This is a genomic window from Sphingobacterium sp. LZ11T8 (assembly GCF_024261425.1).
GTDB lineage: Bacteria > Bacteroidota > Bacteroidia > Sphingobacteriales > Sphingobacteriaceae > Sphingobacterium.
The window spans coordinates 476,331-502,148 of the sequence record NZ_JANBZY010000001.1; the positions used below are offsets into that span (position 1 = coordinate 476,331).

Genomic DNA, 25,818 nt, shown 5'->3' on the forward strand with positions numbered 1-25,818 from the left:
TTATATTTGTCCTGCCAAACACATTAACTATTAACCAAGCATGGCAGCACCAAAGACATTATCATTTTTGAATTTAGTGATGGTAGCCCTCAATTTTCTATGGATCGCATGCCTAGAGAATGGTTTCTTATTCAGCTTTTCATTCACTGATACGATTGCCTTTTATCCATCTTACCTGACACCAGCAAAGTTCAGCTATAAAATATGGACATTTATCGCTTTTAATATGGTTTTGGCTGCTTACATGATGTATGTAGGGACGCAAAAAAACAGCTTAAATGAAAATGTAGTCCGGAAAGTAGAAAAAATCGACTACCTGTTGATCTTGAACCAGATGGCCCTCGGTTTGAGCATGACCTTGAAACACAATGATTATTTTTATTGGTCCTTAATGTATTCCATAATCTGTCTCGTTTCGGTTATGGTAATCAACAAGCGGATCCAAATCAAAAAGCTGACCACCAATTCCTTTACCCGATATTTTATCCGTTTAGGATTTGGCGTGTATACCGGCTGGTTAATGTTCGTGATAGGCTTTAATTTTGCAGTAATCCTTTCAAAACTGAGCCTTACCTTAGGGGATGCTTTTTACTTCTATCTGAACCTGGGTGCACTGGCAATCACATGTGCCTGCATGTTAGCATACTCTTACTACAATTATTTGCCCTCAGTCTCAGCCGTATTGGCTTGGGGAAGCTACGGGGCTTATGTAGAAAACAAACAGGACCCTCTTCCTACCCAATATGACATCTTACCATTCTTGATCATCTCTATGATTTTAGGGTTAATCTTTACTGCATTCAATTATTACAGATGTACGGTCAGAAGAAAATCGCTTGCCGTCGCTATTCAGGAACCACCTTCCATAACTTAATGGTCTTGTCATCACTTACGGTAAAGATCCGGTCTTGATCCCAGAGCATGTTATTGATAGATAGATAATGGCTATCATAGCCACGGTCTCTAGAAATATTCTTGATCAAAGCTAGATCTTCCAGCCGCCAAACTTTTAAGGTCTTATCTCTACTAACCGTTGCAATTAGATTCTCCTCTATATTTATGCTGATACCATAAACCGTGAACATATGTGGAACGATATCTTGAATCGTATCCAGGTTGGCATCCAATTTATATAACTTCGCATCCCTCCCCCCAGAAAGCAAATTCCCAGCTGGGTCAAATTGTAAACTGGTTACCGGTAACTCATGTACTTTCCTTTTCTTGAATTCCTGAAAATCATGGGCATGGTATAAATGGATTTCACCATTCTTATCACCAAACGCAACAGTCGAATTATTTTTATCCACTTCAATTACCCTAACGGTAGTATTGGAAACCTTAAACCTATAAAGCAGCTCAAAATTCTCCAAACTCCAAACATAAGCATAGCCTTCCTCACCGATCGCAATCATTTCCTGTTTACCGGGAATGGTTTTTATCGAAAATACAGCGCCCTGTTCCACCTTAAGATTTGCCTTTAAACTTTGGTTCTGTGTATCTACCACCAATACCTGACCGGATCTCATTCCAATCGCCAGCAAGGAAGTTCCGGGTATGGACAAAAGTGCATATACGGAGCTTCCAACCTTGCAAAGGATCCTTTTAAAGCTATTGCTCTCTAAATCCCATTCTACCACCCCTTTATCGTTGCCACCTGTAAATAGTGCATTCGGATCAACACTTGAAATGGCCAAGGCAAATACAGGGTTTTGATGACCAGACAAGGTCCCATTCAGGTTGATATTAAACTTTTCTAGATTCATGTTATGCAAATATACCCTTGATCGCACAGAAATAAAAGAAACCCGACCAGCTATCCCAAATGCTGACATAAGTCTTACGTTCAAGAGGAGATTTGAACCAGGATGGAAGGGATGGGAGGATAAACCAAGATCTGGGTGGAACCAGGATGGAGGGGATAGGAGGATGGACCAAGATTATTATCCCGTTAGAAAGCTGTCACCCTTTCCAGGGGTTCCCAATATATACAAACAACCATCCTTCCGCAGGAAGTCCTTTAGCAACCGGCTCATTTCCTTGGTGGAAAAATGGAAAGAATGCCGTTGACCTGCGCGATGGGATTGGGATTCACCCCCTATCTCCACACAAAAAATCCCCAGCCAAAGGCTGAGGATCCCTCAAATAAAAATATCTTAACTCCTATTGATGTCTTCCTTCCAAATTCTTGGCAATGGTTTCTAGGCTCAGGCCTTTCTCCTTTAACAGAACAATAAGATGGAACATCAGATCAGAAGTCTCATTGATAAAATCCTTTTCTGTTTCCGTAAGGGCTGCAATAACCGTTTCAACGGCTTCCTCGCCCACCTTTTGAGCAATCTTATTGATACCTCTTGAACGCAGGCGGTTCACATAGGATTCATCACTAGGAAAATCAATTCGATGCTGAACAATGCGCTCCAACTGCAATAGAAAGTTCTGATTAAATTCCGTATTAAAGCAACTCCGGCTTCCTGTATGACAGGTAGGACCAACAGGGTCAGCTTTAATTAAAATGGTATCTTGGTCACAATCGATATGAGTACTAACAACATGAAGAAAGTTTCCGCTTTCTTCACCTTTTGTCCATAGTCTATTTTTGCTCCTTGAAAAGAAAGTAACTTTTTTCTCTTCTTGGGTTTTGTTCCAAGCCTCTTCGTTCATATAGCCAAGCATCAGAACTTCTAAAGTCTGATTGTCTTGGATAATTACTGGAACAAGTCCGTCACCTTTGTTAAAATCAATACTCATGTTTTATGTATTATCGCCTAACGGAAATTCCATTGGCGTGCAATGTTTCTTTTAATTCAGGGATTAAAATCTCCCCATAGTGGAATACAGAAGCTGCAAGAGCGGCATCTACATTGGACTGTTGGAAAACATCCACAAAATGCTGCTGATTCCCTGCTCCACCGGATGCTATCAAGGGAATATGGATGGAATCATTGATCTTTTTCAGCAATCCATTATCAAATCCATTCTTGGTTCCATCATGATCCATGGAAGTCAACAGGATTTCTCCGGCACCTCTATTTTCTGCTTCCTTGATCCAATCTTCCGTTTCAATATCGGTAAGGTCTCGACCACCACGCAGGTGAACAAAATTCTTTCCGTTTACCAATCGGGTATCAACCGCTAAAACCACGAATTGAACACCAAAAGCTTTCGCAAACTGATCTAAGAGTTCAGGATTACGGACCGCAGCTGAATTGATAGAGATTTTATCTGCACCGGCATTCAACAGGATATCCGCATCTGAAAGTTCATTGATCCCACCTCCGATGGTAAATGGAATATTGATCTGACTGGCTACAGCCTTTACCAAATCCACCGTAGTTTTTCGGCGTTCATGGGTAGCTGTGATATCCAGGAATACCAGTTCATCTGCTCCTTGCTGCGAATATTGCCAAGCTAATTCAACGGGATCCCCAGCATCTCTAAGGTCAACAAAATTAACCCCTTTTACCGTCCTGCCATCCTTAACATCCAAACAAGGAATAATGCGCTTTGCTAGCATTTTAAAGACTGATTAATGCTTTTAAGTTCCAAGCTTTGATCTCTTCAATGCTGATCCTATTTTCATAGATTGCCTTGCCAACAACCACAGATTCCATTTTACCTAAATTGTTCAGTTCTTCAATATCAGCCATGGAACTGATACCGCCTGAACCGATCAATTTGATAATTGGCGAATGATCCAATAATTTCTTGTATAATTCAACGCCTGCGCCACCTAATTTTCCATCTTTACTGATGTCGGTACACAAGAAGCGATAAAAACCTAATGCCAAGCATTTATCAATGTATTCGATTAATTTGATCGGAGAACTCTCCAACCAACCGGAATATTTGATGACTTCATCCAATACATCGATCGCAATCACAATGTGATCTGCATATTTTGTTCTACCTTCATTTAGCTTGCTCAATTCCTCTAAAAAGGTGGGGTTTGTAATAGCTTGTGTGCCTACGATAACGCGATATACACCTGCATCAACTAATTCCTTTACTTTTTCAATGCTACGGACACCACCACCATATTGGACCTTCATTTCGGTTCTCCGAATGATATCAAACAGGTATTCCTGATTGCTAAAATCTCCCTTTGCACCATTGAGATCAATGATATGAACGATTTCGGTACCATTAGCATGGTATTTCTCTATCTGTTCTTCCAAAGTAATGGAGTAAGTCGTAACATCTTCATAGTTACCCTCTCTCAAACGGACAACCTGTTTGTCCAATACATCAATTGCAGGTATAATATACATAGTCTAAAAATTCATTTATAATTCATTAAAATTCAGCAATAACTGCTCCCCAACTTTTCCTGATTTCTCCGGATGAAATTGTACTGCCCAGAAATTATCCTTTGCTATTGCTGCCGAAAATGGCAGTCCGTACTCACAAGTAGCTATGCCGTAGGTTAATTCATGTTCAATGTAATAAGAATGAACGAAATAAAAATAGGAATTATTAGGAATTTCCTTAAAAAGTGGACAGTTCTCTTCAAAATTAATACTGTTCCAACCCATATGAGGTACCTTCTCTTTAACCCTATTTTCAAAGTGTAACGTCTTCAGGGGAATGATCCCTAAAAGGTCTGCTTGCCCTTCCTCTGAATAATCCGTCATCAGCTGCATTCCCACACAGATCCCCAACACCGGCTTTTTTAAGGTCTTGATGGTATCGGACAGCCCAGATTCCAGCAGTTTTTGCATGGCCGCCCCAGCATGTCCTACACCTGGAATAATAATCCTTTCATACTGCTCAAAATCCTCAGGATGGTTAATCATCCCATAAGAAATGTTCAGTCGTTTTAAGGCTGCAGTGATGGAAAATATATTCCCAGCTCCATAGTTTACTATCCCAATCATAATTCCTTTATATATAACCCCTTAAATCCCATTTCGTTTTTAAAGAAGACCTTTTGTACTTGGAAGTTGCATATTATCAACATCTCTTCGTACCGCTTTTTTAATGGTTTTCGCAAAAGCCTTGAAGATGGCCTCTATTTTATGGTGCTCATTGTCGCCAGTCGCCTGAATGTTCAGGTTCGATTTTGACGCATCTGAAAAGGACTTGAAGAAATGGAAAAACATCTCGGTTGGCATATCTCCAATTTTCTCGCGTTTGAATTCTGCATCCCAAACAATCCAATTCCTTCCTCCAAAATCGATAGCTACTTGTGCTAAGCAATCATCCATTGGAAGAGTATAGGCATAACGTTCAATTCCGCGCTTATTCCCCAACACGTCCAAAAAGATTTCACCCAAGGCAATTCCTGTATCTTCGATGGTATGGTGCTCATCGATATGTAAATCACCTTTAGCTTTGATCGTTAGATCCAATGCACCATGACGCGCTAATTGATCCAACATATGATCGAAAAATGGAAGGCCCGTTTCAATATCGGATTTCCCACTTCCGTCCAAGTTCAATTTAATATAGATATCCGTTTCATTGGTCTTACGATGGTGCTCACCGGTACGGCTTCCCAATTTCAAGAACTCATAGATAGCTTTCCATTCGCTGGTTTCCAATGCAATGCAATCCTCCGAAATGGCAACATTCTCATGCATGCCCAATTCGTCGTTATTCCTTAACCAAATAGCCTTAGCGGCAAGGTTTTGTGCTAATTTCACATCATTGACGCGGTCTCCGATGACGAAAGAATTCGCCAAGTCGTATTTCGCTTCGTCAAAATATTCCTTTAACATTCCAATTCCTGGCTTACGGGTCTCCGCATTCTCATGTGGAAATGTTTTGTCAATATGTTCTTTAACAAAAGTCACTCCTTCACCTGAAAAGGTATCCACAACAAATTGATGGACCGGCCAAAAGTTCTCTTCAGGGTGCGAGGAAGTTCCCAAACCATCCTGATTACTTACCAACACCAACTCAAAATCAAGTTCTTTTGCAATTTTAGGCAAGTACTGCAAAGCCCCTGGATAAAACTTCAACTTTGCAAAGGAATCAATCTGCTCATCCTCAGGCTCTAAAATTAAAGTTCCATCTCTATCGATAAACAGTATTCTTTTTAATTGATCTGCCATGCTTACTTATTTATAAAATTGTTGGATCTCTTCTAATAATTTTTCGTTTTCAAGTTTTGTTCCAATGGTAATGCGCAGACAACCTTCACATAAGGCTACTTTGGATCGGTCGCGAACGATAATGCCACGTCCCACCAAGTGCCCATATAATTCTTTTGGTCGCTCCAGCTTTACCAAGATAAAGTTGGCATCTGAAGGTGTAATATGCTCAACCTGTTGAAAAGCCTCCAATTTCTTGGACAGTTCTTCCCTTTCGGCAACAGTCGTCTTAATCCATTTGTTGACTACCTCAACATTCTCTAAAGCCTCCAATACTAAGTCTTGAGTAGCTTGGTTGATATTGTAAGGCGGTTTGATCTTGTTGAAAACCTCAATGATTTCCTTACTTGCAAATGCTAAGCCTAAGCGTAAAGCGGCCAAGCCCCAGGCCTTTGAAAGGGTCTGCAGGATGACCAGATTAGGAAACTCAGGCAAAGAATGGGTAAAGGACTTCTGCTTTGAATAATTGATATAGGCCTCGTCCACGACTACTAAACCAGAGAAGTTCACTAAAAGTGTTTCTATATCCAATGGATCGATGCTGTTTCCGGTAGGATTGTTTGGCGAGCACACAAAGATCATCTTGGTATGCATATCGATTGCTTCAGCAATCCCGTCAAGGTCAAGCTGAAAATCCTTGGTCAAATTGACTTTCCGTGTTTCAACATCATTGATATTGGCGGAAACCTCATACATCCCATAGGTTGGAGGGACCAAGATCACATTATCTATTTTAGGGGTACAGAATGCTCGGTATAAAATATCAATGGCCTCATCAGAACCGTTGCCCAAGAAAATATTTTCCGCAGGCACACCCTTGATCTTGGATAGCTTACCCTTAAGTTGATGTTGCAGGGGATCCGGATAACGGTTGTAATCATGTGGAAGTGGAGAGCCAAAAGAGTTCTCATTGGCATCTAAAAAAACAGATGCTTCTCCCTTAAATTCATCTCGCGCCGAAGAATAGGGCACAAGGTTCTTGATGTTATCTCGAAGAAGTGCGGTTAAGTTGAATGACATTGTAGTAGTCTAAATTTTTTCGAGCTGTAAATATGGCCAAAAATAAACAAAATCACTAAACTAAAAACCATTTCCCTTCCACTGACAGTTCGGTATTTGGAAAAACCTGCTGCGCTTCCTCCAATAATGGCTGCAAAGTCCTGTATCTCGCTGAATAATGGCCAAGTAAAAGCTTCTTTACATGTGCTTCCTTTGCAATTTCTGCTGCTTCCAAGGAAGTAGTATGGAAGGTCTCTTTGGCACGGTCTACCATTTCATGCAAAAAGGTGCTCTCATGGTACAATAGATCAGCTCCTTCTATTGAACGCAGGTAAATCGGATGCCTTACGGTATCCGAGCAATAGGCATAGCTCCTAGATTCTGGAGGCGGCAAGGTCAATTCATTTGCGGCATAGACCTTTCCCTGTGGATCGACATAATCGATCCCTTTTTTCAGCGCTGCAAAATATACTTTGGGTATCTTTAACTCCTCCACTTTATCCGCCCGTAAGGCTGCTGCCCGTTTGCCTTCATCAAATCGAAATCCCGTGCAGGATATTCGGTGGATCAATGGAAAGGACCTGACCGTCAACATCCTCGACTCAAATATTACCTCCTCTTGATCCGGATTGGTCTGATGGAAGATGATATTATAACGGATTACCGTTTCAGAATATTTAAAATGTAACTCTAGGATTTCCTGCAACGGGGCAGGACCGTAGATATGGAGATCAGCCTTCCTACCAACCAGGTGCATGGATGATACCAGGCCAACAAGTCCTAGGTAATGATCACCATGCAGATGGCTAATAAAGATGTGATCGATGCGATTGCTCTTGATCCCATACTTAGAGAGTTGCATCTGGGTGCCCTCTCCACAGTCAATCAAGAACAATTGCTCATTATAATTTACTACTTGAGATGTAGGATGACGCTCGAACATGGGTGTCGCCGAACTGTTTCCTAATATTAATACCTCAAATCGTAACATATTACTCTTGCTCTTCTTTTAAATCTAATCGGATTTCATTCCCAAAGATCAGGTCCTTGGCTTTCTCAATGTTCTTGGTAATGATCAGATATTTATCCAATCCCAAAGATTTGATGTAAGTCAAGATCTCCTCATTTAGATTTGTCAAGATAAATAGCCCCCCTAGTGATTTACATAGACGACGAGCCAATAGACCTGTGCGAATCCCTGTCTCATCAGTGGATTTCACATTGTTCATGTCCAATACAATATTGCGTTGCCCACCTGTATTGCGCAACATAAACTCGCCTTTTAAACTTGCGGCAGTTTCTCCGTCCAACCTCTCTTGAAGAGGCTCTATTACAACATATCGATCGTATTTGTCTACCGTAAATTTCATCTGTCTATAAATAATTAGTTGTGTTTATCCTTAAATCAGTTCTTCCAAGGCTTTCGCTACATTCTTTTCTACCCGCTCCAGGACATGGCCTTCTTCCGGATAATGAAACTTCTCCCCTGTAATGTGTTCGTAAAGCTCAATATAGCGCTCAGAAATGGATTTAACAATTTCTTCGGTCATTTCAGGTACTTTTTGTCCTTCTTTTCCTTGGAATCCATTTTCGATCAACCATTGCCTCACAAATTCTTTCGAGAGCTGTTTCTGCGGTTCCGCCTTTTCCTGACGCTCCTCATAGCCTTCTGCATAAAAATAACGGGAAGAATCAGGCGTATGGATTTCGTCGATCAAATAGATCTGTCCATCTTTCTTCCCAAACTCATATTTGGTATCCACCAAGATCAAGCCTCGTTCGGCAGCAATCTCAGTTCCCCGCTGATATAAAGCATGGGCATACTTCTCCAATTGCGAATAATCCTCTTCTGACACAATGCCTCTAGCAATAATATCCGCTCTGGAAATATCCTCATCATGGCCCACATCTGCTTTTGTCGATGGGGTAATGATTGGAGTAGGTAATTTATCGTTCTCTTTTAATCCTTCAGGAAGCTCCACCCCACACAGCACCCTTCCACCATCGCGGTAGGTTCTCCAAAGATGTCCTGAAACATATCCACGGATCACCATTTCAACCTTGAAAGGTTCACATTTCTTTCCTATTGTAACATTTGGGTCTGGAACGGATGCCACCCAATTTGGAAGGATATCAGCTGTGGCAGACAGAAATTTGGATGCAATTTGGTTCAAAACCTGACCTTTAAAAGGAATAGGCTTTGGCAATACCACATCAAAAGCAGAAATTCGGTCTGAAGCCACCATCACCAGGTAGTCCGACCCGATGCTGTACACATCTCTTACTTTTCCTCTATAAAATGCTGTCTGTCCCTTGAAGTTAAAATTTGTTTCTTTTATTGTATTATTCATTGTGTGTGCGTCTGAAACGCGTTAATTTAATCTTAAATGTCACCGTAAGCTTCCAAGATACGTTTCACCAATTTATGGCGAACGACATCCGAACCGCTCAGGTAAATCATATCTATCCCTTCGATCCCATCCAAAATCTTCACGGCATTGACTAATCCCGATTGCGTTTTTTTAGGTAAATCCACCTGAGTCATGTCCCCTGTCACGATAAATTTGGCAGTTGGCCCCATCCGCGTCAAGAACATCTTGAGCTGCATATCTGTGGCATTCTGTGCCTCATCTAGGATAACAAAGCAATTGTCCAAGGTCCTTCCGCGCATAAATGCCAATGGAGCTACTTCAATGGTTCTGTTCTCCAGATATCCTTTCAATTTTTCCGCTGGAATCATATCATCCAATGCATCATATAGTGGACGTAGATATGGATCAACCTTCTCTTTTAGATCGCCTGGCAAGAAACCTAGGTTTTCACCCGCTTCCACCGCTGGCCTGGTCAGGATAATACGTTTGATTTCTTTATTCCTTAAAGCTCGTACCGCAAGGGCAACTGCTGTATAGGTTTTTCCGGTACCTGCTGGACCAATGGCAAAAAGAATGTCATTCTTATTGATACTGTCCACCATACGCCTTTGATTAGGCGTCCGAGCACGTACCACGATACCATTTGGACCATAAACGATTGGTTCACCTTTAAAAGCCGCAGCCTTCTGTTCGCCTTCTTCCTTTTCTGCAATCACGGGTTTTACACTCGATACAGATCCTAACAAACTTTCCAATTCCAACAAGGAAAGCGTCTGAAATTGGTTGATATGAGCTAGAATATCATCAAATACCTGTTGAAACCTTGTCCGCTCCCCTTCTTCACCTAAAACCTTCAAGGTACTCCCTCGCGCTACTAGACGTAACTTCGGAAAAGCTTTCTTTATAAACTCAAAATTTTCATTCTGAGCTCCCCACAATGTCACCAAATTGACAACATCTAAATTGATTTCTAATTCGCTCAAATTGTTTCCTAATTAATTTCCTGAATATTTCACGTCCTGTCCGATTGGCGTGCAAATAAAGATATCAAAAAAACGAAAATATTATGCGCTTTTCACACTTTCTTGAATCAAAAATACAAACTAATTGAGCAGAATTAAAAGCAATTGCAAGTATTAATTCATAATAGATTTAGCAATCGATTTACTTTTTCTATTTTTGTAATTCGCTTAACAAAATAACAATATAATTTTTTTAGCTTCAGGCTTGCTGAACACTATGGGAGTAATTACGTTAACCACCGATTTAGGTCATCGCGATTTTTATCAAGCTGCACTCAAAGGCAGTATCATTTCGCAGTTGCCGAATGTTAGGCTCGTTGACATTTCTCACGATATCCCTTCTTTCAGTATTCAACATGCGGCATTCGTTATCAACAACGCTTATCCGTACTTCCCAAAGAATACCGTACACTTAATCGGTATCGACACCGTCTTCCAAGAAGACTCGCGTTACCTCGCCATGGCCTACAAAGGTCAGTTCTTTGTCGGTGCAGACAACGGTATCTTCAGTATCATCATCGGTGAAGACAAACCAACTGAAATGGTCGAGATCAATATCATGCAGGATCTACGCTATCTGCATTTCCCGCTTGCTGATATCCTGACCAAAGCTGCCTGTCACATCGCAGATGGCGGTAAACTCCAAGATATTGGCCTCCCTATCGACAATGCGGTACAGAAAGTCACATTTCAACCCATCTACAACCAGAACAGCATCAAGGGCCATGTCACTTTCATCGACTCCTTTGGTAATGTCATCAGCAATATCAGCAAGGACCTCTTCAACCAAGTCCAACAGGGCCGAGATTTTATCCTACGCTTCAAGCGAAACGAAACGATCAGCAACCTCTCTTGGCACTACAATGAGGTTGCCGAAGGCGAGAAGCTATGCTTATTCGGAATCAGCAACTTCTTGGAAATAGCCATCAACAAAGGCCATGCAAGCCAGTTGTTAGGACTATACCAAGATGAAACCATACTTGTTGAGTTCCTGGAAAAGAAATAGACCCTCAAATGGAGTCTGGTCGACAAAATGTTCCACGTTTTTTTCTGTTCGCAATCGACTAACCGATAAATTGTTAAGTGTTAATTTCACATGTAAGAAATACTGAAATTTATCCATATCTCATTCGGGACTCATTCGAGACACATTCCGAATTTTCCGAACGCAAACCGGGTTTTCTCGAATATGCCTCGAATAAGGTCTAAATAAAACTCGAATAAATAGCCCCTTTGAAAGCACAAAAAACAAAGGGTAGCAAATCACTTTGCCACCCTTCCCATGTTATGGTTATTAGGATTATTTTTTTATCGTGAATACGTTTTAGAATCCAAATCCTACCTTTAAGGAGAACCTGTGGGCATCCATTTTCTTGGTTTCTGCATACTCATCAATTGGATAAGCTTGGATGTAATTCACATAGGGTTCAAAAATAGGTGGCTTTTGCTGGGTATATTTAGCTTTTATAGCTTGGTACTGGTAGCCTAAAGTGAATGATATAAAACCAGTTCCTTCGGACAGTTTCAATTTGACGCCCAATTCTGGGGCTATCCGTATTCCACCTGAGATATCGCCCTTTTGTCGAGGTTCATTTTCCCAAATAAAGCCGTAACCAGCATCTAATCCGGAAATTATCCTTGCCTTACCGGGATCCAAAAAGGTGTATCGTGCTCCCAAGGAAATCGGGACAGAGGAAAAAGTATGGATGGCATCAACAGCATATTTTTCGAAACCTGCAGTCCCTCCGATAGCTAAATCAGGATTCAATTGGTATCCATTAAAGGTTTGGGCGGTAATGCCGGCTTCCTGGAATGTCATATCATAGGCCATGACCCCAAATTCGGTATGGTTCATGTATTTTTTCTCTTGGGCTCTTAACACTTGGATACCGTTCAGTCCTAAAATGAGGACCAAAAACAATTTGAAACGCTGCTTCATAAAGAATTATTTTTTCAGGTTAATGGAAATACAGCTCAATTGTTTCAAATTGGCTTTGTTGGTATAATCATATTGGCAGATACCCTCAGGCCCCAAGACTATCAAGGATTTTGGTCCTGCAATGACATCAAAGCTTTTCAGGTTTTCCAAGTTCTGCATGATGTTCTTATCAATGGCCGTGACATCGGTAACCTTGAAGCTTTTCAAACCGGACTCACCTTCACATACATAGAGATGCTCACCGGTCAGGGCCAATCCATGAGGGCTTTTCAGGTTATAGCTCTTCACCAGTTGAGGTGCACTCAGGTCACGGATATTGACAACTTGCAAGGCATTGACGTTTCCATTACATATCGTACCGGTTCGTAAAGTCACAAAAGCAAAATCATCGTTGACAACGACAGGGTCACAGGCAAAGGCATGGGAATAATTAGCAAGCTCCTTAGGGCTGGTCGGATTAGAGATATCTAGGATATGCATACCATTATTTGCACCGACAAACAGAGATTTCTTGTAGGGAAACAAGGTTTCGATTCCAAAACCAAGGCTCACTTCATTGATCAATTTTGGTGCGCGGGCATTTTGAAGGTCAAAGTTTTTCACTTTATCCTGAAAAATGGCAAACAGGAAGTTTTCGGCAATGGCAAACCTAGCCAAAGAACCTGCTTGTCCAACCGTGTTTCCACTGGTGCCACTCCCATTTGAACCGGAATAATTATTACCTATACTTTCATAGTCCAAATAGCGCTGGCCATCAGGTTTATATTCGCGATGATCAGCGAAACTCACCAACGAGTCCCGGTAAGCCACGGGCACAGGGTCGTCATCCCTTAAAACATTAACCGGTTTGTTGTCCACTATATATTTGACAGCAAACACATCCTTTTGTCGATTAAGCAAAACGGGTTTGCTGATATTAGAGATATCAAAGGTCAACAGATCGACAATATTATCGACATAGAGCAGGTTATTTTGTACCCCAAGATCAAAATTCCCAAGGATCGGCAGAAAACCCAAGGGTTTGGGAGTTGCAGGATTGCTATTATCATAAATATGAATACCTTTATTCGGTTCATTGACCAATAGATAATCCTTATATAGATAAATTTTTCCTGTTGAAGTCATTGGTTGGGGTTGAGTGATACTAATATTGCTTGCCCTGATTTCTCGCAAAGTTTTATAGATGGGAATCTTGGCAATATAGGTCCCCTCGGAGCCAATTTTGTCACAGCCCCAAAAAAGAGAAAATAGCAGGACTGGCAAAATCAGCAAAAAGCATCTTTTAACAGTTAGTGTTGTGGATTTCATAAGTTTATACAATTGGATTATATTTATGATATACGATAACAAAACTCAAAGTGCGACAGCAGGTTAATGTTTTTTCACAATAATGAGATTTTATTGATTGTCGGCAATAAATAGACCTAGAAACAGCATCAATACAAAAAAAGGCAGTAAAATTGCTGTTAACGAAGCCATGATTAAAAAAAATAAAGCAAGGATCATCCATACAAACATGAAAAAACACAACTTCCTGCTACTGATTGCCCTCTTTTTTGTTCAATTGTTGCACGCTCAAGATAGTACGGCAGTCAAGGCAGACTCCATAACATTTGAGGCACAACGGGAACGAGTGAATCAATTATTGAACGATAGGAGCCGTCGATTTGGGGAATATGACCAGTCATTGGAGAAGAAAACTGGGGTGTTCGGACTGTTCAAGACCAAGAAGGACATGCAGAAATCCATCGATATCCTGAGACAGGTGGTATTGAACGACAATAACATCTTTTTGGAAACCCGGAAATTATTAGATTTAAAGGATGCGCAAAGTGAACGCTATCAACGGTTGGCCGGTGAATATGACATGCAGGTTTCTGCATACATGAAAACCATCACAAAACTGCAGAATGAAAATGACAAACTACGGGAAGAGCTGAAATCCATGGAAAGTACGGATACGGGCAACGGGGTGCTGATTTATTTGGCAGTTATCGTCATCATAGCTTTAATAATCCTTCTGATTTATCAGTACAATAGGCATAAACCCAAAAAATTGACGGAATAGTGATAAGAAGACCTATTTATATTGGTACTTTTGCTCAAAAAGAGAAAGAAATTAGTACATGGCCAGACCGAGATTGAACAGTGGAGACACCCATTCGGGGGATTTACCCAAACCGAAGCTGAACAAAGAAATTTTCCAGAAAGCACTACGGATATTTTCCTACATCAAGCCTTTTAAGTGGAAATTTGTGATTGGGATGGTTTTTTTAATCCTTTCCAGCTTAACCATGCTGACGTTTCCGGCGCTATTGGGAGCAATGATAGATGCCGCACAGGGAAGGGTGAAATACGAGTGGCTACCGGCTAGCGTGATGTACATTGGTGGATTGTCATTGATCATCTTATCCTTTCAGTCCGTAATTTCTTTTTTTCGGATCCGCTTGTTTGTGGAGATTGCCGAAAAAGCATTAGCCAATATCCGCAAGGACACCTACCATCGATTGATTACCTTACCGATTGATTTTTTTGCTAACCGCAGGGTTGGTGAACTGAACAGTCGCCTATCATCCGACCTTTCCCAGATCCAGGACACCATGACCACGACCTTGGCAGAAATGCTCAGGCAGACCATCAGTCTATGTTTTGGGGTAGCTCTATTGATATGGGTTTCGCCAAAGTTGGCATTGATGAACCTATGTATCCTACCGTTGATCATTATCGTGGCGATTATTTTCGGGAGATTCATCCGGAACCTTTCTAGGGAAGCACAAGATAAACTGGCAGAATCCAATTCTGTTGTACAAGAAACATTATTGGGCATCAGCAATGTCAAGGCTTTTGTAAACGAGTTCTTTGAATCAAAGCGTTATGCAGAAAAGCTGAACCAATCGGTGGCATTAGCTGTAAAAGGCGCAACTTACCGCGGTATTTTTGCCTCATTTATCATATTTGCCATCTTCGGGGCAGTCATTATCGTTATCTGGTACGGTGCATCCTTAGTTTCCATCCATGAAATTTCGGTAGGAGATTTAACGACGTATATATTATATTCCATGTTTGTTGCTGGTTCAATGGGTAGTTTCCCAGAACTTTATGCCACCTTACAACGCTCTTTAGGGGCAAGTGAACGTGTGTTGGAAATCTTGAACGAGCCTAAGGAAGATATACAGGTCAGCGAAGAAGATAAAGAGATCAAGGTGGAGTTGCATGGTGACATCCAATTTGATCACGTGACCTTTGCCTATCCGACCCGACCGGACCTGACCATATTAAAAGATCTCTCTTTTCATGTTGCTGCGGGTAAAAAACTGGCAATTGTCGGCCCTAGTGGAACTGGGAAATCGACCATTGCATCCTTGATCCTACAATTTTATCAGCCTAGCAGTGGTACCTTAAAATATGATGGTATTCCAGCAGATCAGCTGGCCCTGACCGATATCAGGAACCAAGTTGCCATTGTCCCACAGGATGTACTTTTGTTTGGAGGTACCATCCGTGAGAACATCAGCTACGGAAACCTGAATGCTGAAGCGGAGGATATCATTACCGCTGCAAAACGAGCAAACGCGCACCAATTTATCATGGACTTCCCTGAGGGCTATGATACCGTTGTAGGTGAACGCGGCGTAAAATTATCCGGAGGGCAAAGACAAAGAATTGCCATTGCCCGTGCCCTATTGAAGGATCCAGCCATCTTAATCTTAGATGAGGCTACCTCTTCCCTAGATTCAGAATCAGAAAGGATGGTCCAGCAAGCATTGGTAGAACTGATGAAGAACAGGACATCCATAATTATAGCACACCGACTGTCCACTATTCGAGACGCTGACAAGATTATTGTTGTCGAAGATGGCATCATTTCAGATATGGGAACCCACCAGGAATTAATGGAAAAAGGCAGCGGATTATACCATCATCTCTATACATTACAGTCCCTTCACGTAGTTGAAAGTTAATTTTTGTTAATTTAGGGAAGCAAAAAACATTTTGGCTTATACCTTGTTTATCATTAACAGAACATATTAGACTAAATAGGATAAAAAAATAGAATCATGGAAAAAAATAGAAATGGATTAGTGGCATTTGCCTTACTAGGATTAGCAGTAGGAACTGCAGCATATTACTTATTAGGAACTGAAGACGGAAAGAAACAATTAGATCGTGCTAATGATGGCATCAAGAGCTTAACAAAATCGATCAAGGATCTTTCTAAAAAAGAAGCGAAGAGAGCTCAAAAATTAGCTAAAACTGCTAAGGAAGATTTAGAGAACTTAAAAGACCGTGCTAAGAATGCTGGCCGTGATGCTTTGGACAAAGCTTCATCAAAAGCAAACGAATGGGCTGGAAAGGCATCTGATGCTGCCCATAATTTAGCAAACAGAGCTGAAGATGCAGCTGATAAAGCAAAGTCAGAAATTAAAAACGCTTAATTTCTAGCGCAATCATACAATGCTCAACAGATTGATTTGTATCTTTGTGCTACATGAATCTGTTCGAACAAGTAAAAACATTAATATATAAAGATGTTGTATTAGAATGGCGGTCGAAATATGCCATTAACAGCATCCTACTTTATGTGGTATCCACAGTATTTGTATGTTATCAATCATTCAAATCTGTGGATACTATTGTTTGGAACACCTTGTTCTGGATAATTCTCTTATTTGCGGCGATCAATGCGATGAGCCGCAGTTTCATCCAGGAAACGGGCAGTCGCCATCTCTATTATTATGCGATCGTTGGCCCGAAGGCGATTATCCTCGCCAAGATCATTTACAATTCCCTGGTCATGATACTGATGACCGCCATTGCATTCATCGTATATAACCTGATCTTTAAAACAGAGATTGGGAATCTCCCAGTCTATCTACTAAGCATCTTATTAGGGAGCATATCCTTTGCCACCGTATTTACGATGATTGCGGGGATCAGTGCAAAAGCAGGCAATAACAGCACGATCATGGCGATATTGAGTTTTCCGGTTATCATTCCCTTACTGATCATATTGATCAAACTTTCGCGATCGGCATTAATGGGCGGCTTTTTATCGAGCAGTTGGGCTGATATTGCTGTTTTATTGGCAATTAATGTCGTTACAATTGCTATTTCTTTGCTGTTATTTCCTTACCTTTGGCGAGATTGATTTTTGTTCTTATGAAAAAAAGTTGGTGGAAAATTTTAGGGGTTGTCATGGTCGCTAGTACCATAATTGCAGGACTCCTTGGCCCCGTTCCCGTATTATCTATTTTAAATGAAACCATTCGTAATGTATATTTCCACGTTCCAATGTGGTTTACGATGATGATTCTTTATTTGATATCCCTGATCTATAGCATTAAGTATCTGAACACGGGCAAGCGTGAATACGATTTCATGGCTGTTGAGGCCGTAAATACCGGTATTTTATTCTGTGCCTGTGGATTGATGACAGGAATGTTGTGGGCAAATATTACTTGGGGAGCACCCTGGACGAATGACCCACAGTTGAATGGAGCAGCCATTGCCACTTTGATGTACTTAGCCTACTTGGTACTTCGCAATGCCATGGAAGAAGAACAGAAACGTGCTAAGATCTCTGCGATCTACAATATTTTTGCATTTCCGATCATGATCGTATTGATCTATATCCTACCAAAGATGAATGATTCACTGCATCCGGGAAGCGGGGGCAACTCTACTTTCGGGGATTTGGATATGGACAATTACATGCGCCCTGTATTTTACACAGCGGTAATTGGTTGGATTTTGATTGGTTGTTGGATAGCGACCCTACGTTATCGCGTTCGTATAATTGAAGATAAAAGAAATAGTTTTTAATATGAGAAATTTTCTATTGTCCCTACTGGCATTAATGATCAGTTTTTCGTCGAATGCCCAAGAAAAGGTTCAGATGGCTGATGGTCTTCGTGCTGAAGGAAAAATCTATGTGGTCGTGGCAGTGATGCTGGTAATCTTTTTATCAGTTGCCATTTACTTATTTAGCATAGACAAAAGAGTCAAAAAACTAGAAAAAGATAAATAAGGGAATACCATTCTATGCTGATCAACCAACATCGAACACTTTCGGGTCTGAACGTATTTCTCGTTATTCTTGTTGGTACCGTATTATGCCTAGGTGTGTTCTACCATCTGCCTGAGAAACTGACTCCAGTTTTATTTGAACCAGGATTGGACCGCTTAGCTGGAATCCGTTTAGGATCCAACTTTTCACCTTCCGGCAATGTATTGATCACCTTGATCCTGACCTTGCTACAGGCATTTTCCTTAAATCGGGTAGTAAACCATTTCAACCTACTGGGAAAACCTAGCTTCCTGACGTCATTGATGTTCATGACCTTAGTGAGTCTATTCATCCCATTCTTGGTTCTATCGCCTACCCTAATCTGTAATTTCATTACCATTTGGATGCTCCAAAAGCTGTTCAATATCTACAAGCACGTGGATATTAAAGGGATCATGTTTGATCTTGGTCTTTTGGTGGCATTGGGAAGTTTAATCTATTTCCCGTTCATCGTGATGCTGTTGTTGATTTGGTCAAGCTTAGTCATATTCCGCCCTTTTTACTGGCGGGAATGGATCACACCATTATTAGGGGTGATAACGGTTTATTTCCTATTGGCGGTAGCTTACTTCTGGTTGGAAAGAATGGATGAGTTCTATCAGATATTCCTTCCCTTTACCTATGCATTTCCGACGAAACTGAACATGGATATGCATGATTATTTTGTCCTGATCCCTATTGTCATTTCGTTGGGAGGGTTTTTATTTATCTTGAAGGACAACTTTTTCAAGAGTGTTGTACAGATCAGAAAAAGCTTCCAGTTATTGTTTATCATGTTGTTATTGATCTTTGGTTCCTTTTATTTGAACCAGGAAAGATCGATCAATCACTTTTTGCTTTGTGTACCCCCTCTATCCATTTACCTAGCCTATTTTTTCACGCATGCCAAGGTGAAATGGTTTTACGAAACGCTATATCTAGTCATATTATCCACAATTATCTATTTTCAATTTTTCTAAACTACTGTCCAATAGGTGTTTAACCTTTTTTAACAAACAAAAAGCTTGTGATATTTAAAAAATAGATAGTTTTGTAGCAAAAATTCGGATAATACAGCCATCATAAAAGATTTAGGCGCATTGATTTGAACAGAAGATATTTTGCAAGAATAATGCAGCGATAAATCCACTTAAAAATGTCAGAACAGTTGAAACTATTTTACTCTAATACGTCCTTACTTATTTTATTAGGAATAAGTTCAATTTTACTCTCGAGTACACGCTCCTATGGGCAATCCTCTACCTCACATTCGCCATATTCCCAATTTGGATTGGGACAAATGCGCGAAGATCTACTTCCTCAGACCCGAGGAATGGGTGGGATTTCTGCTGGTGTAAGATTTCAGGGCGGTTTACCGGTTTTAAATATTTCAAACCCTGCATCCTATTCAGGATTCAACCGAACCATTTTGGATGCCGGTCTATATGGCAACGTCACTCAATTGCAGAAAAACAGCTTGACTGACCATACTGCAGACTTTGCATTCAGTCATTTTGCCTTCGGCTTCTCATTGAACAAGAACAATGGACCAAAATTAGGTGGTATTTCGTTCGGATTGATACCTTATTCAGATGTGGGTTATAGCATCTCCGCAAAAAGAGATATCAGCAATACTCCTTATTTGACCAAATTGGTTGGAGAGGGGGGCCTTAACAAGGCTTATGTTGGTTATGGGGTGTCTCCATTCAAAAACTTCAGCATTGGTGGTAATATTGGATTCCTATTTGGTAACCTATATGACAAGTCCATCATTGAGTTTCCTTCCAACTACGACTACTACAATACTTCGAAAACAGATACCAGAAGGGTTACAGGTATTGTATATGATTATGGTGCGCAATATTTCATCCCATTGGGAAACAGAAAGAACTTAACCATTGGATATTCCGGATCACTGGATAATTCTGTGAAGAGCAAGGTTTCTACGATCGTAACCCGTACGATGACCGGAACAGGAAACATAACGGAACAGGTTCCAATTGACACATCCTATTCAGATGTCTTATCCAATCGCAAAATCAACTTACCTTTAAGACATAATGTAGGTTTTACCTTCAGCAAAGGTGTGAACTGGACAGTAGGTGCTGATTTCAAATATGCAGATTGGTCGAAGTACCAAGTTCGTCAGGGAGAAGATGCCTTAGGAAAGAACATTGGTTTTGCTGTCGGTGGACAGATCAAACCGGATCCTACATCTTTGAACTATCTAAAAGTAATCGATTACCGTTTAGGTTTCAGATATAACAAAACACACATGACCGTGAACCAGCAACGTATCAATGATATGGCGGTTACGGTGGGATTAGGATTACCATTACCGGAGACCGGTTTTGGAAGGACTTTCTCCAATGTGAACATTTCGGCCGAGTTTGGCCAACAAGGAACGATCAAGAGCAATTTGGTCCGTGAGCGATATATCAATATCAACTTAGGGTTCACCATTAATGATGCTTGGTTTATCAGAAGAAGTTACGATTAACAAATGCGCATTGCAGAAATGAAAATATCGAGAATATTGCCCCTAACAATTGTTTTGCTAGGGGCAATCTTGTCAATTGCCTGTGAAAATGACACCAAGGACATCGATCGCTTGGCAAATATCAAGCAGGAAGAGGCCGTGGATATTTCCAAGGATGTAACGGTCGTATATAGTGATTCGGCGAAGGTAAAAGCTGAATTAAAGGCTCCTGAGATGCGTGTTTATCATGACAGTACCGGAAATTATGAGTTCAAGAAAGGTGTTCTGATTATTTTCTTCGACGACCAAGCCAAAGAGATGCAACGAGTAACCTCCGAATACGCTTTGCAGAAAAGGATTGAAGGATTGACCGAATTCCGGAAAAATGTAGTGATCACCAAGGTGGATGGGACGATAATCAAGACGGAAGAATTGATTTACGACGAGAAGAACAAGAAATACTATGGTAGTCAACCCATTACTGCGGAATACAATGATGGCCGGACCTCTGCACAGGGGACATCCTTCACGGCGGATGCAGATTTCAATGACATTCGATTTATGAACGGTACTGCCATTCATATTCCATCGGCAGACTCCCAGCTTCCTTCGTTTGGGAACTAACAGAAATAGAAGGAATTGGCGAAAAGAAAATTGAAATAGGCTAAATATAAATTTTTACCTTATTTTTTTATAAAAGTTGTATCTTGCGCCTTGTTTTTAAGAAAAACAAATTAATTAAAATATTAGCATAAAATTATAGAATATCGTTATGGGATTAATGACCTCTTTGCGAAACCGTGCGGGCTTAGTCATTTTCGTGATCGGTTTGGCAATTGTTGCATTTTTATTGGGTGATGCCATCAATGTTGGTACCCCATTTTGGCAGAGAAGCCAAAATGAAGTGGGTAGTATCAATGGAGAAGGGATAGATTATCAAAACTTCAATGTACAAGTTGACCAAGCAAGCCAAATGTATCAACAACAAATGGGAGGAGCTTCCTCGCCACAGATGCGCGGATTTGCCGTACAGCAAGTATGGAACCAGTTTTTAACACAGAATTTATTAAATCAAGAAATTGATAAAATCGGTCTTCAGGTAGGTAAGGAAGAATTGAACAGCTTATTGTTCGGTAACAATCCTTCACCACAGATCATTCAAGCTTTCACCAACCCACAGACTGGTCAGTTTGACAAAAACTATCTTTCTGCAGTTATTGAACAAGCGAAAACTAACCCGGAGATGAATGCACAATGGGAAGGTTTATTGCAGAATGTGAGAAACGAACGTTTGAACCAGAAATACACGAACTTGATCAATAACAGCATCTACACCACTTCTTTAGAAGCTGAATATGATTACAATTCACGTAATAAACTTGCAAACTTCAAATATGTCATGTTAGACTATGCATCGGTAAAAGATTCAGAGATCAAATTGACAGATGCAGATTACAAGGAATATTACGATAAAAACAAAAATGCGTTCAAAAATCCAGAAGAGATCCGCACGTTAGAGTATGTTTTGTTTGATGCGAAACCAAATTCTGCTGACTCAGCATTAGTATTAGGTGAGATTCAAAAATTGAAAACAGAATTACAGGCTTCAACAAATGATTCAAGCTTCGTAACGATCAATTCAGAAAACAAATACCCTGTAAGATATTATACAAAAGGTCAATTGAGTCCGGCATTGGATTCAGTAGCTTTCCAAACGGCTGCTGGAACGGTTGTTGGTCCTTTCTTGACACAGAATGTTTACGAAATTGCGAAAGTAATCGCAGTAAAGAACAGTGCAGATTCAGTTAATGCAAGTCATATCTTGATCAATCCAGCTACAGAAGGTGGTGTTGATAAGGCCATGGCTAAAGCAGATTCGATCAAGAACTTGGTTCAAGGAGGAGCGAGCTTCTCAGCACTAGCGGTTGAGTTCAGCGCAGACCCTAACAGCAAAAACAATGCTGGCGAAATCGGTACATTGACTCGCGGTGCATTCCCTGAGCTTGATGAAACCTTATTCGAAGGTAAAACTGGTGATGTGAAAGTGGTATCGACCAATTATGGTGTTCATATCGTTAAAATCAACAGACAGATCGGTAATTCTCAAATTGCGAAACTTGCTATCGTAGACAAGAGCATCAATTCAGGAAAAGAAACTACAGATGCTGCATATTCTAAAGCGAACCAATTCTACACAGCAGCAAACAAGGATAATTTCAATGATATCGCGAAACAACAAAACGTTGAGATCTTGAAAAACGACCGTACTGTTGCTATGGACAATATGTTAGGTGGAGTTGAAGTACCTAGAGAGTTAATCCGTTGGGCTTTTGAGGCTAAAAACGGAGAGGTTAGCGACAAGGTTTATGAAACTACGGATAACTTTATCGTTGCAAGGGTAACCAACATTCAACCAAAGGGAATCCAGCCATTGGAATCAGTTAAGACATTAATTGAGCCAGTTGTTAAGAATTTAGTTAAAGCACGCATGTTGAAGGAGAAAATGAACAATGCATTGTCCGGAGCTGGGAACATCGATCAGGTGGCTCAGAAATTAGGCAAGAATGTTCAGACAGTAGACAATGTTGTTTTAGCGAACCCTGTAATTCCGGGCGTAGCTGTTGAGAATGCTGTCGTAGGTACAGTATTTGGTCTTCAGCCAAACAAACCATCTAAGTCTATCGAAGGAAAACAAGGCATCTATGCTGTTCAAGTGGCAGGTTTTGTAAATCCTAAGGCATTAGCTGGCGAGGAATTGACTACACAACAAAAGCAGATCACAGAAGCAAAATCGCAACGCTCATGGGGAACTATCTTGAAAGCCCTACAGGACAATGCGAAGATTGTTGACAATCGTATTAAATTCTATTAACATAGAATTGATTAAATTTGTAGCTGGATGACGAATGTTATCCAGCTTTTTTTATTTTTATAGAAATGGACATTCAAGAAAACATAATAAACAAGGTCGCTCAGAGCGGGTTGATAACGATTGATTTGGCAGAGCATGCTCCAAAAGCCGCTATTGAAATTTATGATATCAAGGATAATTTATTCCATGGTCTGATCCTTAAGGAAAAAGACTTCAGGGAATTCATTAAAACCCATGACTGGACCCAATACAAGGACAAACATATCGGGATAATCTGTTCTGCAGATGCGATTGTGCCTACCTGGGCCTATATGCTCCTATCTACCAAATTAGCTGATCAAGCCTTATCGATCCATTTTGGGGATGAGGACTATGTGCGCAAGATCTTATTTGACCATGCCCTTTCTACCCTGGACTATAGTCAGTACCAGGACCAACGCATCGTAGTAAAAGGTTGCGGGGATATTCCGGTACCTGAGTCAGCCTTTGTTACATTTACAACACAATTAAGCAAGGTTGCCAAAAGCGTCATGTACGGAGAACCTTGTTCCACTGTCCCTGTATTCAAGCGAAAATCTTAAACTTTCCAATATAATTGCTGTCAAACCCGTATGAAAAGATTTATTTCATTAATTGTATTCAGTGTTTTTTTGATGACTACGGTCATTGGACAAACGCTACCCTATTTAAAAGAACCTACTTTCAAGCCCGGCGAAATATTAAAATATAAGCTTAGATATGGTTTTATTTCGGCAGCAACTGGAACACTTTCAGTTCAGGAGTCAAAATATAGTTTTGGGATCAACGATGCTATCCATTTGTCGGCCTTTGGGCAGACCTCTGGAGCATTTTCCAAATTTTACACGGTCAAGAACCAGTATGATTCCTATATAGATCAGTCCAACTTCCTTCCTATTCTCTATACCGAGAATATCAGGGAGAACAACTATCGTAGGGTAGAATATGCGACATTTGATCATAAGACCAAGAAGGTAAAGGGTAAAAAAGGTACTTTCACCAGTCCGACCCAGCAGACTTTTGATTTGGTATCTGCATATTATTTTTCCAGGAACCTAGATTTTTCAGGCTTAAAGTCTGGCGATAAATTTAAGATCACTTACTTTTTGAACGATGAGGTTGCACAGCTTGGTGTTGAGTATATTGGGGTTGAAAAGGTAAAGTCGGTATTGGGAGAACTTGAATGTATCAAGCTTAGTCCAGAAATATCTCCAGGAAGAATCTTTAAAAAGAGCAGTCGTTTGTATCTTTGGGTTACCAATGATGGCAATCGTATACCTGTGAAGGCTCAAGTGGAAATCTTGATTGGATCAGTGACTATGGATTTAGTGAGTGCAGATGGTCTAAAGTATCCATTGGGCAAGAGGGTAAGTTATTCAAAATAGAAAATGATAGAAGTAGGAAATGTCCTTGTTCATGAGGATATCATCAACAATGACTTTGTGTGTAATCTCAGCAAGTGTAAGGGAGTTTGTTGCATTGAAGGCGATGCAGGAGCACCATTGACGGAGGCTGAGACCAAGATATTAGCGGAGATTTATCCAAAAGTAAAACCCTACCTCACTGAGGCGGGGATAAAAGCCATTGAGGAGCAGGGAACCTCAGTGGTTGATGCCGATGGCGACCTAACGACGACCTGTGTGGGCGGCAATAAGGAATGTGCCTATGTAACTTGGGAAAACGGGATTACGAAATGCGGTATTGAAAAAGCCTATGAAATGGGTGATGTGCAATGGAAGAAACCGATTTCCTGCCACCTCTATCCTATCCGTGCTACGCACTACCCTGAGTTTGATGTTTTGCATTATGACCGTTGGTATATCTGTAAAGATGCCTGCAGTTTTGGGCAAGAACTTAAAATCCCAGTTTATAAGTTCCTGAAAGACCCTTTGATTCGTGAATACGGTGAAGAATGGTACCAACAGCTTGAAAATACCTTAGCTTCTAAAGCATAATTTTAGTATTTTTATTGCGATTCA

The 25,818-nt window shown here is 40.6% G+C and carries 28 protein-coding genes; 15 read left to right on the forward strand and 13 right to left on the reverse strand.

Annotated features, from left to right (window positions below; translation table 11 throughout):
* Positions 1-40 precede the first annotated feature (40 nt).
* Positions 41-874: a hypothetical protein gene (locus NLF99_RS01975; RefSeq protein WP_254526560.1), complete on the forward strand. Its 834-nt coding sequence runs from the start codon at positions 41-43 to the stop codon at positions 872-874.
* On the opposite strand, the gene NLF99_RS01980 is transcribed toward NLF99_RS01975, so the two are convergent.
* The 11 genes from NLF99_RS01980 to NLF99_RS02030 all read right to left on the reverse strand — a co-directional run bounded on the left by NLF99_RS01980 (position 846) and on the right by NLF99_RS02030 (position 10,446).
* Positions 846-1,763 carry a WD40 repeat domain-containing protein gene (locus NLF99_RS01980; protein ID WP_185211337.1) on the reverse strand — a complete coding sequence of 306 codons (918 nt, stop codon included), beginning with the start codon at positions 1,761-1,763 and terminating at the stop codon, positions 846-848. The genes NLF99_RS01975 and NLF99_RS01980 overlap by 29 nt on opposite strands.
* A 397-nt stretch (positions 1,764-2,160) precedes the next feature.
* Positions 2,161-2,748 carry a bifunctional phosphoribosyl-AMP cyclohydrolase/phosphoribosyl-ATP diphosphatase HisIE gene (hisIE, locus tag NLF99_RS01985; protein WP_185211339.1) on the reverse strand — a complete coding sequence of 196 codons (588 nt, stop codon included), beginning with the start codon at positions 2,746-2,748 and terminating at the stop codon, positions 2,161-2,163.
* 10 nt (positions 2,749-2,758) lie between these two features.
* Positions 2,759-3,514, reverse strand: a complete 756-nt coding sequence (gene hisF / locus NLF99_RS01990) for an imidazole glycerol phosphate synthase subunit HisF (RefSeq protein WP_254526561.1) — start codon at positions 3,512-3,514, stop codon at positions 2,759-2,761.
* Between the two features lies 1 nt (position 3,515).
* Positions 3,516-4,268 (reverse strand): HisA/HisF-related TIM barrel protein, encoded by a 753-nt coding sequence (locus NLF99_RS01995; RefSeq protein WP_185211341.1) that lies wholly within the window; start codon positions 4,266-4,268, stop codon positions 3,516-3,518.
* A gap of 15 nt (positions 4,269-4,283) precedes the next feature.
* Positions 4,284-4,874 carry an imidazole glycerol phosphate synthase subunit HisH gene (hisH, locus tag NLF99_RS02000; RefSeq protein ID WP_254526562.1) on the reverse strand — a complete coding sequence of 197 codons (591 nt, stop codon included), beginning with the start codon at positions 4,872-4,874 and terminating at the stop codon, positions 4,284-4,286.
* Between the two features lie 39 nt (positions 4,875-4,913).
* On the reverse strand, positions 4,914-6,053 hold the full coding sequence (gene hisB, locus NLF99_RS02005) for a bifunctional histidinol-phosphatase/imidazoleglycerol-phosphate dehydratase HisB (protein ID WP_254526563.1): 1,140 nt from the start codon (positions 6,051-6,053) through the stop codon (positions 4,914-4,916).
* A 6-nt stretch (positions 6,054-6,059) separates the two neighbouring features.
* Positions 6,060-7,112, reverse strand: a complete 1,053-nt coding sequence (gene hisC, locus NLF99_RS02010) for a histidinol-phosphate transaminase (RefSeq protein WP_254526564.1) — start codon at positions 7,110-7,112, stop codon at positions 6,060-6,062.
* 55 nt (positions 7,113-7,167) lie between these two features.
* Positions 7,168-8,082, reverse strand: coding sequence for a ribonuclease Z (locus NLF99_RS02015; RefSeq protein ID WP_254526565.1), 915 nt, complete (start codon positions 8,080-8,082; stop codon positions 7,168-7,170).
* Position 8,083: 1 nt separating this feature from the next.
* The gene (locus NLF99_RS02020; protein ID WP_093100638.1) at positions 8,084-8,461 is read right to left on the reverse strand and encodes an STAS domain-containing protein; all 378 of its coding nucleotides are present in this window, start codon (positions 8,459-8,461) and stop codon (positions 8,084-8,086) included.
* Positions 8,462-8,491: 30 nt separating this feature from the next.
* The gene (locus NLF99_RS02025) at positions 8,492-9,442 is read right to left on the reverse strand and encodes a phosphoribosylaminoimidazolesuccinocarboxamide synthase (protein ID WP_254526566.1); all 951 of its coding nucleotides are present in this window, start codon (positions 9,440-9,442) and stop codon (positions 8,492-8,494) included.
* A gap of 32 nt (positions 9,443-9,474) precedes the next feature.
* Positions 9,475-10,446, reverse strand: a complete 972-nt coding sequence (locus tag NLF99_RS02030) for a PhoH family protein (protein ID WP_093100641.1) — start codon at positions 10,444-10,446, stop codon at positions 9,475-9,477.
* 256 nt (positions 10,447-10,702) lie between these two features.
* Between NLF99_RS02030 and NLF99_RS02035 the strand changes: the two genes are divergently transcribed.
* Positions 10,703-11,491 (forward strand): S-adenosyl-l-methionine hydroxide adenosyltransferase family protein, encoded by a 789-nt coding sequence (locus NLF99_RS02035; RefSeq protein ID WP_185211348.1) that lies wholly within the window; start codon positions 10,703-10,705, stop codon positions 11,489-11,491.
* A 318-nt stretch (positions 11,492-11,809) separates the two neighbouring features.
* Here NLF99_RS02035 and NLF99_RS02040 read toward each other — a convergent pair whose 3' ends face one another.
* Both NLF99_RS02040 and NLF99_RS02045 read right to left on the reverse strand, forming a co-directional pair.
* Positions 11,810-12,424, reverse strand: a complete 615-nt coding sequence (locus NLF99_RS02040) for a hypothetical protein (protein ID WP_254526567.1) — start codon at positions 12,422-12,424, stop codon at positions 11,810-11,812.
* A 6-nt stretch (positions 12,425-12,430) separates the two neighbouring features.
* On the reverse strand, positions 12,431-13,549 hold the full coding sequence (locus NLF99_RS02045; protein WP_254526568.1) for an LVIVD repeat-containing protein: 1,119 nt from the start codon (positions 13,547-13,549) through the stop codon (positions 12,431-12,433).
* A gap of 391 nt (positions 13,550-13,940) precedes the next feature.
* Between NLF99_RS02045 and NLF99_RS02050 the strand changes: the two genes are divergently transcribed.
* From NLF99_RS02050 to NLF99_RS02110, 13 genes are all read left to right on the forward strand, one after another.
* Positions 13,941-14,492: a hypothetical protein gene (locus tag NLF99_RS02050; RefSeq protein ID WP_254526569.1), complete on the forward strand. Its 552-nt coding sequence runs from the start codon at positions 13,941-13,943 to the stop codon at positions 14,490-14,492.
* A 58-nt stretch (positions 14,493-14,550) separates the two neighbouring features.
* A complete protein-coding gene (locus tag NLF99_RS02055) occupies positions 14,551-16,386 on the forward strand; it encodes an ABC transporter ATP-binding protein (RefSeq protein ID WP_185211352.1) in 1,836 nt (611 codons plus the stop codon).
* A 96-nt stretch (positions 16,387-16,482) separates the two neighbouring features.
* On the forward strand, positions 16,483-16,860 hold the full coding sequence (locus tag NLF99_RS02060) for a YtxH domain-containing protein (protein WP_185211353.1): 378 nt from the start codon (positions 16,483-16,485) through the stop codon (positions 16,858-16,860).
* 53 nt (positions 16,861-16,913) lie between these two features.
* Positions 16,914-17,573: a heme exporter protein CcmB gene (locus NLF99_RS02065; protein ID WP_185211354.1), complete on the forward strand. Its 660-nt coding sequence runs from the start codon at positions 16,914-16,916 to the stop codon at positions 17,571-17,573.
* 11 nt (positions 17,574-17,584) lie between these two features.
* Complete coding sequence (gene ccsA / locus NLF99_RS02070) at positions 17,585-18,247, forward strand: cytochrome c biogenesis protein (protein ID WP_185211355.1); 663 nt, start codon at positions 17,585-17,587, stop codon at positions 18,245-18,247.
* A 1-nt stretch (position 18,248) separates the two neighbouring features.
* Positions 18,249-18,452, forward strand: coding sequence for a CcmD family protein (locus NLF99_RS02075; RefSeq protein ID WP_254526570.1), 204 nt, complete (start codon positions 18,249-18,251; stop codon positions 18,450-18,452).
* Between the two features lie 14 nt (positions 18,453-18,466).
* Complete coding sequence (locus NLF99_RS02080; RefSeq protein WP_185211357.1) at positions 18,467-19,450, forward strand: DUF6427 family protein; 984 nt, start codon at positions 18,467-18,469, stop codon at positions 19,448-19,450.
* Positions 19,451-19,770: 320 nt separating this feature from the next.
* Complete coding sequence (locus NLF99_RS02085; RefSeq protein WP_254526571.1) at positions 19,771-20,970, forward strand: hypothetical protein; 1,200 nt, start codon at positions 19,771-19,773, stop codon at positions 20,968-20,970.
* Positions 20,971-20,973: 3 nt separating this feature from the next.
* A complete protein-coding gene (gene lptC, locus NLF99_RS02090) occupies positions 20,974-21,573 on the forward strand; it encodes an LPS export ABC transporter periplasmic protein LptC (RefSeq protein ID WP_185211359.1) in 600 nt (199 codons plus the stop codon).
* Positions 21,574-21,721: 148 nt separating this feature from the next.
* Positions 21,722-23,821, forward strand: a complete 2,100-nt coding sequence (locus NLF99_RS02095) for a SurA N-terminal domain-containing protein (RefSeq protein WP_254526572.1) — start codon at positions 21,722-21,724, stop codon at positions 23,819-23,821.
* A gap of 65 nt (positions 23,822-23,886) precedes the next feature.
* Entirely contained in the window at positions 23,887-24,402 is a 516-nt protein-coding gene (locus tag NLF99_RS02100) for a DUF2480 family protein (protein WP_185211361.1), read from the forward strand.
* Between the two features lie 30 nt (positions 24,403-24,432).
* Positions 24,433-25,224, forward strand: a complete 792-nt coding sequence (locus NLF99_RS02105; protein WP_185211362.1) for a DUF3108 domain-containing protein — start codon at positions 24,433-24,435, stop codon at positions 25,222-25,224.
* Positions 25,225-25,227: 3 nt separating this feature from the next.
* Entirely contained in the window at positions 25,228-25,794 is a 567-nt protein-coding gene (locus NLF99_RS02110) for a DUF3109 family protein (protein ID WP_185211363.1), read from the forward strand.
* Positions 25,795-25,818: the final 24 nt, after the last annotated feature.